The following is a 15550-nucleotide window of genomic DNA, read 5'->3' on the forward strand; positions in this document are numbered from 1 at the left end:
AACGAACACTGAATCGCCAATGTTCCCTCTTTCGTACATGCGTCGACATCAGCATATTTGGGGTAACAAAGGATCACACAGATGTTTGCACCCGAACACCACCCCCACCACCCGTTAGCCATGCCAGCGTTTATCGACCACGCCCATCTTGTGGTGCGCGATGTCGACGCGATGCGCGGCTGGTACGAATCGATTATGGGCCTGACGACACTGGAAAAAAGCGCAAGCGGCGCGGTTCTGGGCGTCGACGGTCAGCCGTTGCTGTCGCTGACGACGGACAGCCAGGCGGCGCAGGCACCACGCAATGCACCGGGGCTTTTTCACACGGCGTTTCTGGTGCCTGACCGGCTGGAACTTGGACGCTGGCTGGCACATGCCGCCCACAATAATGTGGCGCTGGACGGCGCATCCGACCATCTGGTGAGCGAAGCCATCTACCTCTCGGACCCCGAGGGCAACGGCATAGAGGTCTACCGCGACAAGCCGCGCGAGGATTGGAATTTCCAGCCGGGCGGCATGGTGGCCATGGCCACGCTGCCGCTGGATCTGCAAGCGCTCTATGATGAAGCGCCGAAGACCGATTGGCACGGCATGGCGGCGCGCACGGCGCTCGGCCATATTCATCTTCAGGTCTCCAATATTCCCGAAGCCGAAGCATTCTTCCGCGATGTGCTGGGTCTGGGTGTGATGGCGCGCTACCCCGGCGCTACGTTTTTCGGCAGCGGCCAGTACCACCACCATATCGGTGCCAATATCTGGAACTCCCGCAACGCACCAAAACGCGAAAGTGCCATGACCGGACTGTCCGATTACACGATCCGGTTCAACGACAAGGCGGAGCTGGACAAGGCGGTTGCTGCTGCCGAGGCGCTGGAGATGCCAACCAGGCGCACGGCCAATGGTGTGGCACTGACCGACCCGTGGGGTATTGGCCTGACGCTGGGGCTGAAGAGATGAATCCTTAACAACTGCGCACAATCAGCGATACGATGCGGGCAACGACGGGGCGCACCAGCAGCACGCAGAAGAACGCAACGGGTGCCGCCAGCACGTAAGCCTCGATGACCCGGTTGGGAAAGCTCGCATCAATGCCGCTGCTGGCGGCCACGATCACGCTGCTCATCAGCAATCCCATAATGCCTGCCATGAAAAAGGCAAACACGAACGGGGTGTAGCGTGGATGAAGTTTGCGCGAACGCGCCGTAAAGTCTGCTGTCATGCGTCTCTCCGTCAACTGGTTGCAGCCTGTTTATCCATGTCGTCGGCTGCCCACTAGCCGCTTGCGTCCGGGTACAGTCGAAAGCTAAACTATCGACTGGATGGCAACAGAGTGACGGTTATGGATAGATTACGGGGTATTGAAAACTTCGTCCGGGCGGTGGAAGAAGGCAGTATTGCAGGTGCTGCCCGCAAGCTCGGCATTACGCCGGCCGCCGCCAGTCAGAATATTGCGCGGCTGGAACACGCCCTTGGCTCCCGGCTTCTGCTGCGCAGCACGCGCCAACTGGCGCTGACGGAAAGCGGCAAACTCTACTATGAGCGTGTGCGCCATGTGGTGCAGGACCTTGCCCATGCGGAAGCCGCCGTTTCCAGCCTCAACGCCACACCACAGGGCCGCTTGCGCATATCCTGTTCAACGGCCTTCGGTCGCCACGTCATTGCGCCGATGATACCGGATTTCTGCAAGCGCTACCCCGATGTCTCGATTGAACTGATCATGACCGACCGCAGCGTCGACCATATTGCCGAGGATGTCGATGTCAGCATTCGCCTGCAATACCAGCTGGAGCCGGGACTGATAACGCGCCGCATCGGTTTTTGCCCGCTGATGATCTGCGCATCGCCTGACTTTCTGGCCGAGAAAGGCACGCCGCAAACTCCGGAAGATCTGGAGCATTTCGATTGTCTGGTGCTGCGCATGCCGACCGATGGACGCCTGTTGCCATGGGGCTTTTTACGCGATGGCGTGCGGTTTGAACCCCGCCTGAAAGCGGCCATCATCAGCAATGATATCGATACGCTGGTGAAACTCACCGTTGGCGGCGCGGGCATCACGCGCATTTCGACCTATATTGCCGATCCACTGCTGCGTGAGGGCAAACTGGTGCCGCTGTTTCGCGACAGCGACAATCTCTCAACCCACGCCGATGTGGAGCCGCTGGACTATCACATCTGCTACCCCGACAGAAACGCCACCACGCCAAAGCTTCGCGCCTTTATCGACCATGTGGTGACGACGTTCAAAGCGCGGGATATGCCGATTGCGGCTTGAAGCGCATCGTCATCCTCTCTATTTCTGAGGGCTGAAATCAAGTTCGGAGTTTGCTTTGACGTCCTTCCCAAAACCAGTGTTCCAAGACCTGCCCGCCGCGCCGAAACCTGACAAAAGGCCGGTGGACGATACGCGCCACGGCATAACCCGCATCGACGACTATGCCTGGCTGCGGGCGGATAACTGGCAAGCGATGTTCCGTGACCCGACGTTGCTCGACCCGGCGATCCGCGCGCATCTGGAGGCGGAAAATGCCTATCAGCAGGCCGCGATGGCCGACACGGCAGAGTTGCGCAAGACGCTGTTTGCCGAGATGAAGGGCCGCATCAAGGAGGATGATTCCTCCGTGCCCATGGCCGATGGCCCCTATGCCTATGGCACGTTCTACGTGACCGGTGGCGAGCATCCGCATTTCTTCCGCACACCGCGCGAGGGGGGACCACGCGAAATTCTACTGGACGGCGACGCCGAGGCTGCCGACCGCCCCTATTTCGACCTGTCGGATGTGGACCACTGCACCGATCACAGCCGCGCCATCTGGGGCTATGATGACAAGGGCTCGGAATATTACACCCTGCGGGTGCGCGATCTGGCAACTGGCAAGGATCTGGACGACATCGTGGAAAACACCGCTGGCGGCGGCGCATGGGCACCCGATAGCATGAGCTTTTTCTACACGGAACTGGATGAAAACCACCGCACCTCGAAGATTTTCCACCACATCATCGGCACACCGCAATCGGCGGACCGGCTGGTCTATGAGGAGGCGGACCCAAGCTTTTTCATGGATATTTCGGCTTCCATGCTGGATGATTTTATGTTCATCAGCATTCACGACCATGAGACGACCGAATACCGGCTGATCTCCGCCGATGATCTGACCGCCGAGCCGAAGGTGGTGGCAGAGCGCACCCAGGGGCTGGAATACGACCTGACCGAAGGCGGCGAGGTCTTCTACATCCTCACCAATGCCGATGGGGCCAAGGACTACAAGATCATGGAAACGCCGGTGGCAACGCCGGGCCGTGAGCACTGGCGCGATGTGGTGGCACACAAGCCCGGCACGCTGATTTTAAGCCATATGGCGTTTGCCCGCCATCTGGTGTGGTTGCAGCGCGAAAAGGGCCTGCCGCAGATCATCATCCGCGACCGGGTGAGCGGCGAGGAACACGCCATTGCCTTTGCCGAGGAAGCCTATTCGCTGGGCCTGCAAGGCGCTGCCGAGTATGACAGCACCGTCATCCGCTTTTCCTACTCCTCCATGACGACGCCAACGCAGTTGTATGACTATGACATGGTGACACGGGAACGCACGCTCTTAAAAACGCAGGAGGTGCCGTCCGGCCATGTCATCGAGGACTATGTGACGCGCCGCGTTATGGCACCGGCGAAGGATGGAACACTGGTTCCCGTGACCCTGCTCTACGGTCGCGACACGCCGCTTGACGGATCCGCTCCCTGCCTGCTCTACGGCTACGGCGCCTATGGCATGACGATTCCGGCGAGCTTCTCCACCACGGCGCTGTCGCTGGTGGATCGCGGCTTCGTCTACGCCATCGCGCATATCCGCGGCGGTCAGGATCTGGGCTATGCCTGGTATGAAAACGGCAAGCTCGCGAACAAGACCAACAGCTTTACCGATTTTATCGCCTGCGCCGATCATCTGGTCGCACAAGGCTTTACCAGCCATGACCGGATTGTCGCCGAAGGCGGCTCTGCGGGCGGCATGTTGATGGGCGCAGTCGCCAATCTGGCCCCGGAGAAATTCCGCGCCATCATTGCCGCCGTTCCCTTTGTCGACGTGCTGAACACGATGCTGGACGACACGCTGCCGCTGACCCCGCCGGAATGGCGCGAATGGGGCAACCCGATCGAGTCCAAAGACGACTACGACCACATTGCCAGCTACAGCCCCTATGACAATGTGGGCGAGAAACCCTACCCGGCGATTCTCGCACTGTCCGGCCTGACCGACCCGCGCGTCACCTACTGGGAACCGACCAAATGGGTTGCCCGCCTGCGCGACCACACCACGGGCGACCAGCCCATTCTGCTGAAAACCAATATGGACGCGGGCCATGGCGGCGCCTCCGGCAGATTCCAGCGCCTGGAAGAAATCGCCTACGAATACGCCTTTGCGTTGAAGGTGACCGGGCGGGGATAAAGCCCGAGCGGGAGCCTTTCGTACACAAGAAAGGCTCCCTTAGGTGTAAGCGTCACCGTTAACCGGACGAGGCAGGATTGCGGCGGGATGCCTGTGTCCTGCCATCATAGCCCCATGCGTCCCCGGCAATTTCATGGATGACGACATAGGTTGCGACCGGCAATGTTCTGTTACAAGACGCGCGTAAAAGCGCATGTGCCTGTTGTACAAATTCTGCCTTTTCAGCCACTGAGTTCGTGTCTGCTGTGATCTTGACATCGAGATGCGCTGCAACCGGTACGGCGTTTTCCCCAACGCTCCAACTGCCGCTGTCTGCCTGATCGACCAAAACAGCCGTCAGGTCCGGCTTTTTGTGCAAAATGGTTGCCATGAGCCTGACGGCTTCTTTTTGCAGGTTTGCAACTTGTGCCTGTTCAAAATGGAAACCCATGGTACGAATATGAACAAAAGGCATGGTTTGGTTCTCCCGTTCTTGTTTGCCCGCCAATAGGTGCCATGCTCGATCCATTTCGACTATCGCGTACTTCCGAACTGATCCTTTTAAAAAGCTGAACGGTCGATATGCCCTCCAACATTGATATGGATATCCTGCGCACATTTGTAACCGGAATAGAGCTTGGCAGCTTTGCCAGAGCGGCGGACCGTCTTGGACGCTCTCCGTCCGCAATCAGTCTTCAATTGCGCAAACTGGAAGAGCAGGTTGGGCACCCTCTGCTCCGGAAGAACGGTCGTGGTCTGGTACTTACGGAAGCCGGTGAAATTCTCATCGGCTATGCGCGTAGAATACTGCAGTTGAATGATGGGGCACTTGCCGCCATCCATGCGCTGACCGACCTGGAAGGTTGGCTTCGTGTCGGCATTCCTCCGGATTTTGCGGAGACGTGGTTTCCAGCGTTGCTGACCAAGTTTGCACAGTACTATCCCAAGATTCGTGTCGAGGCGCAGGTGGACTCAGGCAACGCGCTCATCAACGCCTTGCGAAACGGTAAACTTGATCTGGCACTGACGTGGGGAGATATGAACAATCCGCTGGGAGAACACGTAGCTGACCATCAGCTGGTTTGGATTGAAAACCCGCTCAACAATCAAGACCCTACCAAGCCTTTGTCGCTGGTGATGTTTGACATGCCCTGTGCATTCAGGGATGCGGCCATCAGGGCACTGGACAGTGCAGATATGCAGTGGCGGCACACATTTTCAAGCTTAAGTCTTTCTGGGATATGGGCGGCCGTGACTGCGGGCTTGGGCATGACTGTGCGAATAGCCGATAGTGTACCGGCGCATCTGCGCGTGTTGGACATTGCGCACGAACCACTTCCGCCCTTGGGTAAAATAGCGCTGTACCTTCACACCGGCACTGGAAACGCTTCACCGGAATCTGCGAAACTCAAAGACCTGATGATGGCCGCTTGCAAACGGCATAGCGTATCAACACTTCCTGGAGCAGCAGAACCGTTTTCAAAAACGGACAATTGGTAAACAGAGCGCCTTTAAGTCATCAAAATTTGCTGGTTTAGCCTTTCCAAATACAGCGTCTTTGGCCTAAGAAAACGGTTGCAACCGGGGAGCAAGCCGTGGCGAGAGTGGCAGTGACAATGAAACGTGTGACCAAGCGGCTGTGGTTTCGGGCCACGCTCTATTGCGTGGTCGGTATTGTCACCGCTCTTATTGGCGTTGTCGTTGGGCCATGGTTGCCGCCGGAGTTTACCCGGAAGCTGGGAGCAGACGCGGTCGGGTCGATCCTGACAATTCTGGCTTCCTCCATGCTGGCAGTTACCACGTTTTCGCTCAGCACGCTGGTATCAGCGGCTTCTGCCGCCGCCAGTGGCGCAACCCCGCGTGCCACCGGTCTGCTGCTGGAAGACAAGACTGCGCAAACAGCGCTATCAACCTTTCTCGGCTCGTTCCTGTTCAGTCTTGTTGGCATTATAGCGCTGAATACGGGCCTGTATGGCGAAGGTGGACGGCTGGTTCTGTTTGTCGTGACCCTTGGCGTGGTGGCCCTCATCGTCACGACACTGTTGCGCTGGATCGATCATCTTGGCCGGATGGGGCGGCTTGGGGAAACGATCCATCGCGTCAGTCAGAACTGTGAGCAGACGATGAAGGCGTATGCGCGTGATCCGCTTCTGGGTGGGCAAGCGTTTACAGCCGTCCCTCCCGGCGCCATCGCCATCCACCATCAACAGACGGGCTACATACAGGGATTGAACATGGCGAGCCTAAGCGCTGTCGCCAGTGCCAGTGACGCAGATATCTATGTTGCTCTTCGACCCGGTGCATTCTGTGAACCAACCCGGCCTATAGCCTATCTGGTGTTCCACGATACCGACGCGACGCTGAAGGACGGCATAACCGAACGGATGTGTCAGGCATTCGACGTCGGTGAGGAGCGTTTATTTGATGAAGACCCGCGCTTCGGATTGATTGTCATGTGTGAAATCGGTTCGCGCGCCCTATCAGCCGCCATCAACGATTCCGGCACGGCCATCCGGGTGGTGTCCAACATGGTTTCGCTGTTGCAGCCGCTTGCGTGTACAGAACCCAGCCCCGCCAAGGTGTTGCCGGGGGTGTTCATCCGGCCCATCGAAGTGCAGGACTTTTTTGAGGATGCCTTTTTGCCTCTGATCCGCGATGGTGCGGGCCTGCTTGAGGTCGGCATTCGTTTGCAGAAGACTTTTCGCGCCCTTGCCAGCAGCACCAACCGCGATGTAGCGCAAGCAGCTGTCTCGTTTGCACGCTCATCGCTGTCACGGGGACAGGCAGCGCTGGCATTTGAAGATGACAGGCAGCGCCTGCAACGCGAAGCAGACTGGATCAACTCTCTAGCGCGGACTTGATGCTGCCTTAAACTTATCCCTTTATGGCCACATTGATTTCCAATCGGGTTGCCCTAATTACTGGCACTTGCATTGCAGGAGAGTCAGCATGTTTCTGATTGTTACGGGCATCATCTTCGCGCTCATCGGGCTCGGGATTGGTGCCGCCGGGCTTTGGCTCGCCGCTTTGGGTGGCAGCTGGTATTATATCTTCGCCGGAATCGGCTTTTTCATCACCGCAGTTCTGCTTCTTCGCCGCCATGCCGCAGCCCTTTGGGTTTATGCGGCCGTAATCCTGGGCACGCTTGCCTGGGCGCTGTGGGAAGTGGGCATGGACTGGTGGCAGCTTGGGCCGCGCGGTGGCGTTGTCATCCTGCTTGGCTTGTGGCTGTTGCTTCCATCCATTCGGCGCTCGCTTGGCTTCATCAGCCCGTCAGGCCAGACCTATGCGGCCAAAGGTGGCATTCTGGCAGGAGCGGTTGGGCTCTCCGTCGTTGTTGCCGTGGTCTCCATGTTCATGGACCCCCTGAAAATCAAGGGTACTCTGAGCACGGAACAGGTTGCGCAAACACCAAACCTTGGCAATGCGATGCCGGATGGCGATTGGCACCAGTATGGCCGCACGGCCTTTGGGCAGCGCTATTCGCCGCTTGCGGGCATTACGCCTCAAAATGTCGACAAGTTGCAGGTGGCGTGGCAATACCAGACCGGCGACGTAAAACTGCCCGATGACGTGGGCGAAACCACCTATCAGGTGACGCCGCTGAAAGTGCGCGACACGCTTTACCTGTGCACGCCGCACAACTGGGCCATTGCGCTGGATGCCAAGACCGGCAAGGAAAAATGGAAGTTTGATTCCAACTCCGGCATGAACCCGAACCGCCAGCACCAGACGTGCCGTGGTGTTTCCTATTATGCCGATCCGGCAGCCACCGCTGGCCAGCCCTGTGCAGAGCGTGTTTATCTGCCAACGTCTGACGCCCGCCTGATTGCTCTGGATGCGGCCAACGGCCAGATCTGCCCAAGCTTTGCAGACAATGGCACGCTGCAACTGAAAACCGGCATGCGCTATAACCCCGCCGGTTACTACTACTCAACCTCGCCGCCGGTGGTCGTCGGCAACAAGATTATCGTCGGGGGCGCCGTCAACGATAACTATTCAACCGAATCGCAGTCCGGTGTTATCCGCGCCTTCGATATCAACACCGGTGCACTGGTGTGGAACTGGGACTCGGGCAACCCGGATGTCACAACACCACTGCCGGAGGGCCAGACCTATACGACCAATTCGCCCAACAGTTGGAGTGTTTCCAGCGTGGACGAGGCATTGGGCCTGATCTACATTCCGCTCGGCAATCAGGTCCCGGACCAGTTGGGCATGAACCGCAGCGAAAATGTGGAGAAATATTCCTCCTCCATCGTAGCGCTGGACATCAACACCGGACAGGTGCGCTGGGTGCGCCAGACCGTTCACCACGATCTGTGGGACATGGACGTACCGGCACAGCCAAGTCTGCTGGACATCACCACCGCCAATGGCCCGGTGCCGGCCCTTGTGGGCCCCACCAAGCAGGGTGATCTCTACGTGCTGGACCGCCGCACGGGCGAGCCGATCATTCCGGTCAAGGAAATCCCCGCACCGGGTGGTGCGATTGCGGAGGACTTTACCGCACCGACACAGCCGATCTCCGATTTGACCTTCTCACCGCCACCGCTGACCGACAAGAACATGTGGGGTATCACCATGTTCGATCAGTTGGCCTGCCGCATCAACTTCAAGCGGCTGAAATATGAGGGTCGCTATACGCCGCCTTCGCTGGAAGGCACGCTGGTTTATCCCGGTAACTTCGGCGTGTTCAACTGGGGCAGTGTTGCGGTTGATCCTGTTCGTCAGGTGATGTTCGGTATGCCGACCTATCTGGCATTCACGTCACAGCTTGTCCCGCGCGATCAGGTTCCACCGCGTGGGCAGGATGAAAAAGGCAGTGAACAGGGCCTGAACCGCAATGATGGTGCACCCTACGGCGTCTATATGGGCCCGTTCCTTTCGCCGCTCGGCGTGCCCTGCCAGGCCCCGCCATGGGGCTACGTATCGGGCGTTGACCTGCGGACCGGCAAGATCGCCTACAAGCATCGCAACGGTTCGGTGCGGGATATGACCCCGCTGCCTCTGCCCTTCAATGTCGGCGTACCCGGCATTGGCGGCCCGATGATTACAGCCGGTGGCGTCGTGTTCCTCGGTGCGGCGGTGGACGATTATCTGCGCGCCTATGATCTGACGACCGGTGAGGTGCTGTGGAAGGGTCGCCTGCCTGCGGGCGGACAGTCCACGCCCATGACCTATGCAACGGACGACGGCCAGCAATTTGTGCTGATTGTTGCCGGTGGTCACGGTTCGGTGGGCACTAAGCCCGGCGATTACGTCATCGCCTACACGCTGCCAAAATAAGGCACAGCTTTCATCTCTAAAGAGGCTGGCAGGCAACTGCCAGCCTCTTTTAGTTTTCCCTTGCATACAAGCCTCACACCCGCTTTAACGGTTAACGTTTTGGTAACCATTGAACGGGGGTGCATCATGCGAATTGCCGACAGCGTTTCCGCCTATTCCAGCTTCGCCGGATTGTCGTCACGTCACGTTGGAACGATCCCGCCCTTCTCCCAAGCGTTGGAGGCGCGTAGCAGAGACCTGATGCCGGTCCAGATCCCTTCGTCTTTGAGCTCCAGTCTTTGGGTTTCGAAGGAGGGTGCGCGACCCACGCAAAGACAGGAAAGCCCCGGGGTGAGCGAGGTCCTTCGTCTGTCTACGATGACCCTTGACAAATGGATCCGCGCGCAAATCCTGCAGGAGAGAAACCTGACAGAAGAAAGCTTGGCAGCCCTGCCCGCAGCGCAACAGGAGGCTGTGGAGCGTGAGATTGCAGAGAAAATCAAGCAGGCTTTGACCGGAGGCAGCGATCAGGATGCGCCGGATAAAGCAGCAGCGAACACGCAACCGGCAGGTGATAGGATTAGAACATCCTCGCAGGAGACGCGCTTGACCTGATCCTGAAGCGTATCGCGATCTTTGAGATTCGCTTTCCACGCTTTGGGTCATTGTTTTCGCATGTCGTATCGCAAAACCGCAGCACACTTTTGCGCGACATGCTCTGGGGAAGCGCCATGTCCTATCGGGAAATGTTTGGTCCAGCGCGGATCGTTCTGGCGAGTTACTGGGCGTCGGCAAAATGGATTCTGTTGCTGACAGCTGCGATCATTGTGCTGTCATCACTGGCATCTGTGGCCGCTCCCTATGTTTTTTCCCGTATCATCGACCGTATGAACGGCGGAATCCATGCGGAAACACTGGTGCTGGGCTTTCTGCTTTACGCCGGTCTCATGGGCCTGTCGCACGCGTTGGACGGGTTGACCTCCGCCTTATCCTACATTACATCCCAAAGCCTGATGTATACGACCTCCGTTCGCTTCTTCGACCGGATACTCAAAAAGACACCCGTATTTTTTGTGACACACAATCCCGCTGAGGTTCAGAACGCCAATGGTGAAGGTGCGTCAAGCCTTGCCGCGTTGATCCAGCTTGTACTGGTTGTTTTTATTCCGGGTATCATGACGATTTCGTTCAGCCTGTCCTTGCTTGGTGCGATCATCAATTGGCAAGTTACCTTGATCGTGTTTGTCTACGGTGCGCTTCTGATCGGCCTGACCTGGTATATCAATCAGCATACATCGCCCCTGCTGTACAAGACGATAGACGAAACCCAGGCCAACGCCAGTTTTGTCGGCAACGCCTTTACGGCAATGGAAACGCTTCGACAGTTTGGCAGCGAGCGATGGATGGCGCAGACATTCACCCTGCGCGCAAAACAAATATGGGAGAACTGGCGGCGCTACTGCTTTTACCAGATGGGGGCGGCTAGTGTCTTTGGCCTGATGTTGTGCGCGCAGATTGCCGTAACTTTCGTGTTGCTCTTGCCGCGATATCAAAATGGCGAGCTTTCCGTTGGGGATATCGTGCTGTTCAACACAATGCTTTTGAACTTGTCCACTCCATTCCAGATGATCGGCAATGCTATAGACGATCTGTTCCAGATGGCCGCCCGGTTTCGCCCGTTCGCGACGCTCTGGCTCGCCGATGAAGAATACGAGCCGGAAAATCACCGCGCACTGCGTGTAAGCGAAGGACATATAGCCTTCGACGCTGTCAGCTTTCAATACTCAGGCGGGCGGGGTATCAAAGGTGTCACATTCACGGCAGAGCGAGGGCGGATCACCTATATCGTCGGGGAAACCGGCGCCGGAAAGTCCACCGTGTTCAAGCTGCTTTTGAAATCACTGGCACCGGACGCCGGGCGGGTGATGATCGACGGCACCAATCTTGCTGATGTGTCGCGGGCCGACTGGTTCGCCCATGTCGGGGTGGTGCCGCAGGACATAGCGCTGCTGAACAATACGCTGGTGGCCAATATCGTGCTTGGGCGGGAATTCGATACGCAGAGGCTGAACGAAGCGGCCCGGAAGGCCGAAATTTTCGACTTTATCACCGCGCTGCCGGACGGGTTCGAGACCAATGTCGGCGAACGCGGCCTGAAACTGTCTGGCGGGGAACGCCAGCGCATTGCCATCGCCCGGGCGCTCTATGCGGATCCGGCTGTGCTGCTGCTGGATGAAGCCAGTTCGGCGCTGGATGAGGCAACCGAACGCGATATCATGGAGCGCATCCGGGGCTTTAGCGACAGGGTAACAGTCCTTGCCATTACGCATCGCAAAAGCGTGATCCGCGGCGATGACCGGGTGGTTGCGCTGTAATGAGTGCGGGCGCTACCCCGCCTTTACCAGCAACGCGTCAACCGGCGCGACCTCAACGGTAATATGCGACAGCTCGTGAACCACAGCCAGCTTCTGCTTATAAAATGCAGGGGTTTGCGGCTTTGGCGTTGCCAGCGCGATAATGGCGGCACAATGGCCCGGCCCGACCTGCCACACATGCAGATCGGTGATCCGGTCGCCATCCGCTTCCAGAACGGTGCGGATTTCGCCCGGCACATCGTCACCCCCGGGGACTGCATCCATCAGCACGAGGCCGGTGGTGCGGATCAGGCTCCAGGACCAGCGCGCAATCACCAGCGCACCGACGATACCCATGGCCGGATCCAGCCACAGCCAGCCATAGAGCGAACCCAGCGTCAGCGCTACGATGGCCAGAACCGATGTCAAGGCATCGGCAATGACATGGAGATACGCGCCACGCAGGTTGTTATCGTGGCCATGATGATGGTCATGGTGATGCCCTTCATGATGATGCCCGTCATGATGATGCCCGGCTTGATGATGATCATCGCGCAGCAACCATGCGCTGACGAGATTGACCGCCAGACCGAGACCGGCCACCACGATGGCCTGACTGAACGCAATTGGCACCGGATCGGCCAGCCGCAGCGCACTTTCATAGGCAATCATGAGCGCGACCAGAGCCAGCACAATGGCGCTGGCAAACCCCGCAAGGTCACCCACCTTGCCCGTGCCGAAGGTAAAGCGCGGATTGCGGGCCTGTTTGCGCGCAAATCCATAGGCCAGCGCGGCAATCAACATGGCGCCGGCATGGGTTGCCATATGCCAGCCATCGGCCACCAGCGCCATGGACCCCCAGAGCGTACCTCCGATGATTTCGGCCACCATCATGGCGGTGGTCAGCGCGATAACCCACCAGACGCGACGTTCGTTACGGCTGTGGTTTTGCCCGAGATAGATGTGTTCGTGTTCCATGATGCCTTACCGCAGGTAGGTTTTCAAAACAGCGGAGACCTCGTTCAGTGCCTGTTCGCGCTCGGTCTCGCTTTCGGCATGAAGCACATGCTCATGCAGGTGGTCTTCGAGAACCTCCGTCGTAAGCCCGGTCAGTGCACCGCGAATAGACGCCAGCAGTTGCAGAACTTCTCCGCAGGGTGCCTGAGCTTGAAGCGCCCGCTCGACAGCCTCCAACTGGCCCTTCAGCCGTTTGATGCGCGCCATCAGTTTCGCCTGATCGCGGATGGTGTGCGACATGAGTTTGCTCCCAAGATACTATAGGGGGGTATACTATAGTTTCATTCAAGAGGAAAGTCTTGAATAAACACGTTAAATGGCATATCTCTAGAGACTGGAGATTTGCACATGTATTCGATCGGCGACCTTTCCCGCAAAACCGGTGTGAAAATACCGACCATCCGCTACTACGAGCAGATGGGGCTTTTAAGCCAACCGGACCGCAGCGAAGGCAACCAGCGCCGGTATGATCGCATGCAGCTGGAACGGCTGGCCTTTATCCGGCATGGTCGAGATCTGGGGTTGTCCATCGATGCAATGCGAGAACTGATTTCACTCAGCCAGCATCCCGATGCACCTTGTGCCGATGCAGACCGAATTGCCGCCGACCACCTGAAAAGCGTGCGAGAGAAAATATCGCAGTTGAAGAAACTGGAGCACGAGCTGGAGCGCATCGTCTCCCACTGTCAGGGGCACACGGTGGGCGATTGCTATGTCATCCGCGCCCTTGCCGACCACGCCCTGTGTGACAGCGACCATAGCGCCTGACAATACGGATCTAGAGCGCTTTTCGTTCTGATGGAATCAGACGGCGCTCTAAACCCTTATTGTTAAAGCATAATCTTGATCGTCCTCGGTTCGCTCCGGTCGGATTTTGCTTTAAGGCATGTCCCGACGTGCAAGCTTCCCCTGTTCAGCCTTGTGAAAATACTGGCTGGCGACGAGCCAGCCCTTCACTGGCCGTAACGGCGGAATGCAGGTGAGCGCCATAAAGGGTGCGGTCGTGAGGAAATGGACCCAAAACGGCGGCTCAAAGTTGATCTGCAGCCAAACGGCAAAAATGGTGCTGGGAATACAACCGAACATCATGATGAAAAATGCCGGTCCATCCGCCGGATCCGCAAATCCATAATCCAGCCCGCAGGCCTGACATTCCCGGCGCAACGTTAAGAACCCCTGAAACAGCTCACCCTGTCCACATCGGGGACATTTGCATCGCAAACCGGTTCGAATTGGAGATAATCGGGGCCATTCCTGCATCGTTTAACCGCTTTCTGTAGGGATTTACTGTAATCCGCCCTCGCCCACAGGGTCCACGAGAAAATCGCGTGAGGCCTGCGGCATTTTGATCTGCCGCTTGGTCGATGAACCCGACTGCCGTTGACGGTGCAACTGCCTGTGTGTAGAGCAGGAGAATTGTAACGATCGGTACAGGATCAGCCCATGCGAACCTTTTTTATCCGCCACCAGCCCGATAGTTCGCTGAGCAAGGCGTTGATTGCGGGCATGGGCGGCGGCGCAGCCATTGCCACACTTGGCGGATTGGCGGACTGTACGCATCTGGCCTATCTCACCCCGCCCTTCGGAGCGACATGCGTGCTGATGTTTTCCGCACCCGCCAGCCCGCTCTCGCAACCCGCCAATATCATTGGGGGCCATCTTCTTGCGGCATTGGTGGGCCTGATCTGCGCAGCGCTTTTGCCGCCGGTCTGGTGGGCTGCGGCTATCGCCGTGGGTGTTGCAATTGCGGTTATGCAGTTTGCCCGCGTCACCCATCCGCCTGCGGGTGCCACGCCGCTGATCGTGCTGGCCTTGCAACCGGGAATTGGCTTTCTGTTCTTCCCCGTCCTCAGTGGAACAGTGTTGTTGGTGGTCATCGGCACCTTTTACCATCGTTACCACCGGGTTCCCTACCCGCTTGCGCGGACGTGATGAGCAACCGCGACGACGTTCTTGAAGCGCTCGGCGAGGTCTTCCGCCACTATGGCTATGAAGGCGCATCCATTGCGCGAATATCGGCGGCAACCGGCCTTGGCAAAGGCTCGCTCTATCATCTTTTTCCCGGTGGCAAGGATGAGATGGCCACAGCCGTGATTACCCATATCCACGACTGGTTTGAGCGCGCCATTTTCTCCCCCCTCCGTCTGACCGGTGATACCGATGGCATGTGGGACCATGTAGCCGCCTATTTCAACAGGGGTGGACGGGTTTGCTTGATCGGCGCATTCGCACTGGCAGATACACGGGACCGTTTTGCGACTGCGATCACGCGGTACTTCACCTGCTGGATCGACGCGTTGGCCCTTGCCTACCGGCAAGGCGGCGTGGAGAATGCCCATCCCATGGCAGTGAATGCCGTTCTCAGGGTGCAAGGGGCCATTGTGTTGTCGCAGGCCCTGGGGAACACGCAGCCGTTTGAAACAACCATCGCCGATTTGCGGCTTCATTGAGTTCGTCACTAAGCGCTATGTGTTTGACCGAACGGCGCGTATGATG

Annotated in this window: 16 protein-coding genes; 11 read left to right on the forward strand and 5 right to left on the reverse strand. The window is 58.0% G+C overall.

Features of this window, described 5'->3' with window-relative positions; translation table 11 throughout:
- The first annotated feature begins 81 nt into the window (after nucleotides 1–81).
- Entirely contained in the window at nucleotides 82–957 is an 876-nt protein-coding gene (locus IFT84_RS01550; protein ID WP_192116880.1) for a VOC family protein, read from the forward strand.
- 4 nt (nucleotides 958–961) lie between these two features.
- Here IFT84_RS01550 and IFT84_RS01555 read toward each other — a convergent pair whose 3' ends face one another.
- The gene (locus tag IFT84_RS01555; RefSeq protein ID WP_192116881.1) at nucleotides 962–1219 is read right to left on the reverse strand and encodes a DUF2798 domain-containing protein; all 258 of its coding nucleotides are present in this window, start codon (nucleotides 1217–1219) and stop codon (nucleotides 962–964) included.
- Between the two features lie 120 nt (nucleotides 1220–1339).
- Here IFT84_RS01555 and IFT84_RS01560 point away from each other — a divergent pair, with 120 nt between their 5' ends.
- A complete protein-coding gene (locus IFT84_RS01560; protein WP_192116882.1) occupies nucleotides 1340–2272 on the forward strand; it encodes a LysR family transcriptional regulator in 933 nt (310 codons plus the stop codon).
- Between the two features lie 55 nt (nucleotides 2273–2327).
- Nucleotides 2328–4436, forward strand: coding sequence for a S9 family peptidase (locus IFT84_RS01565; protein ID WP_192116883.1), 2109 nt, complete (start codon nucleotides 2328–2330; stop codon nucleotides 4434–4436).
- A 58-nt stretch (nucleotides 4437–4494) separates the two neighbouring features.
- Here the strand turns inward: IFT84_RS01565 and IFT84_RS01570 are convergent, their stop codons facing one another.
- Nucleotides 4495–4890, reverse strand: coding sequence for a tautomerase family protein (locus IFT84_RS01570; protein WP_192116884.1), 396 nt, complete (start codon nucleotides 4888–4890; stop codon nucleotides 4495–4497).
- Between the two features lie 125 nt (nucleotides 4891–5015).
- Here IFT84_RS01570 and IFT84_RS01575 point away from each other — a divergent pair, with 125 nt between their 5' ends.
- The 5 genes from IFT84_RS01575 (at nucleotide 5016) to IFT84_RS01595 (ending at nucleotide 12058) form a co-directional block, all read left to right on the forward strand.
- On the forward strand, nucleotides 5016–5915 hold the full coding sequence (locus IFT84_RS01575; RefSeq protein ID WP_192117553.1) for a LysR substrate-binding domain-containing protein: 900 nt from the start codon (nucleotides 5016–5018) through the stop codon (nucleotides 5913–5915).
- Nucleotides 5916–6031: 116 nt separating this feature from the next.
- On the forward strand, nucleotides 6032–7276 hold the full coding sequence (locus tag IFT84_RS01580; RefSeq protein WP_192116885.1) for a DUF2254 domain-containing protein: 1245 nt from the start codon (nucleotides 6032–6034) through the stop codon (nucleotides 7274–7276).
- Nucleotides 7277–7364: 88 nt separating this feature from the next.
- A complete protein-coding gene (locus IFT84_RS01585; protein ID WP_192116886.1) occupies nucleotides 7365–9704 on the forward strand; it encodes a glucose/quinate/shikimate family membrane-bound PQQ-dependent dehydrogenase in 2340 nt (779 codons plus the stop codon).
- A 126-nt stretch (nucleotides 9705–9830) separates the two neighbouring features.
- Nucleotides 9831–10298 (forward strand): hypothetical protein, encoded by a 468-nt coding sequence (locus IFT84_RS01590; protein WP_192116887.1) that lies wholly within the window; start codon nucleotides 9831–9833, stop codon nucleotides 10296–10298.
- A 116-nt stretch (nucleotides 10299–10414) separates the two neighbouring features.
- A complete protein-coding gene (locus IFT84_RS01595; RefSeq protein WP_192116888.1) occupies nucleotides 10415–12058 on the forward strand; it encodes an ABC transporter ATP-binding protein in 1644 nt (547 codons plus the stop codon).
- Nucleotides 12059–12070: 12 nt separating this feature from the next.
- On the opposite strand, the gene dmeF is transcribed toward IFT84_RS01595, so the two are convergent.
- Together dmeF and IFT84_RS01605 are read right to left on the reverse strand one after the other, a co-directional pair.
- The gene (gene dmeF / locus IFT84_RS01600) at nucleotides 12071–13015 is read right to left on the reverse strand and encodes a CDF family Co(II)/Ni(II) efflux transporter DmeF (protein WP_192116889.1); all 945 of its coding nucleotides are present in this window, start codon (nucleotides 13013–13015) and stop codon (nucleotides 12071–12073) included.
- Between the two features lie 6 nt (nucleotides 13016–13021).
- Entirely contained in the window at nucleotides 13022–13294 is a 273-nt protein-coding gene (locus tag IFT84_RS01605; protein WP_192116890.1) for a metal/formaldehyde-sensitive transcriptional repressor, read from the reverse strand.
- Nucleotides 13295–13402: 108 nt separating this feature from the next.
- Between IFT84_RS01605 and IFT84_RS01610 the strand changes: the two genes are divergently transcribed.
- Nucleotides 13403–13822, forward strand: a complete 420-nt coding sequence (locus IFT84_RS01610; RefSeq protein WP_192116891.1) for a MerR family transcriptional regulator — start codon at nucleotides 13403–13405, stop codon at nucleotides 13820–13822.
- Between the two features lie 111 nt (nucleotides 13823–13933).
- Here IFT84_RS01610 and IFT84_RS01615 read toward each other — a convergent pair whose 3' ends face one another.
- Nucleotides 13934–14314 carry a DUF983 domain-containing protein gene (locus tag IFT84_RS01615; protein WP_192116892.1) on the reverse strand — a complete coding sequence of 127 codons (381 nt, stop codon included), beginning with the start codon at nucleotides 14312–14314 and terminating at the stop codon, nucleotides 13934–13936.
- 183 nt (nucleotides 14315–14497) lie between these two features.
- Between IFT84_RS01615 and IFT84_RS01620 the strand changes: the two genes are divergently transcribed.
- Together IFT84_RS01620 and IFT84_RS01625 are read left to right on the forward strand one after the other, a co-directional pair.
- The gene (locus IFT84_RS01620) at nucleotides 14498–14986 is read left to right on the forward strand and encodes an HPP family protein (RefSeq protein ID WP_192116893.1); all 489 of its coding nucleotides are present in this window, start codon (nucleotides 14498–14500) and stop codon (nucleotides 14984–14986) included.
- Nucleotides 14986–15504 carry a TetR/AcrR family transcriptional regulator gene (locus tag IFT84_RS01625; RefSeq protein ID WP_192116894.1) on the forward strand — a complete coding sequence of 173 codons (519 nt, stop codon included), beginning with the start codon at nucleotides 14986–14988 and terminating at the stop codon, nucleotides 15502–15504. Before IFT84_RS01620 ends, IFT84_RS01625 begins: the two co-directional genes overlap by 1 nt.
- The last annotated feature ends 46 nt before the right edge of the window (nucleotides 15505–15550 follow it).

Source organism: Rhizobium sp. CFBP 8762, from assembly GCF_014841565.1.
In the GTDB taxonomy this organism is placed as follows: Bacteria; Pseudomonadota; Alphaproteobacteria; order Rhizobiales; family Rhizobiaceae; genus CFBP-8762.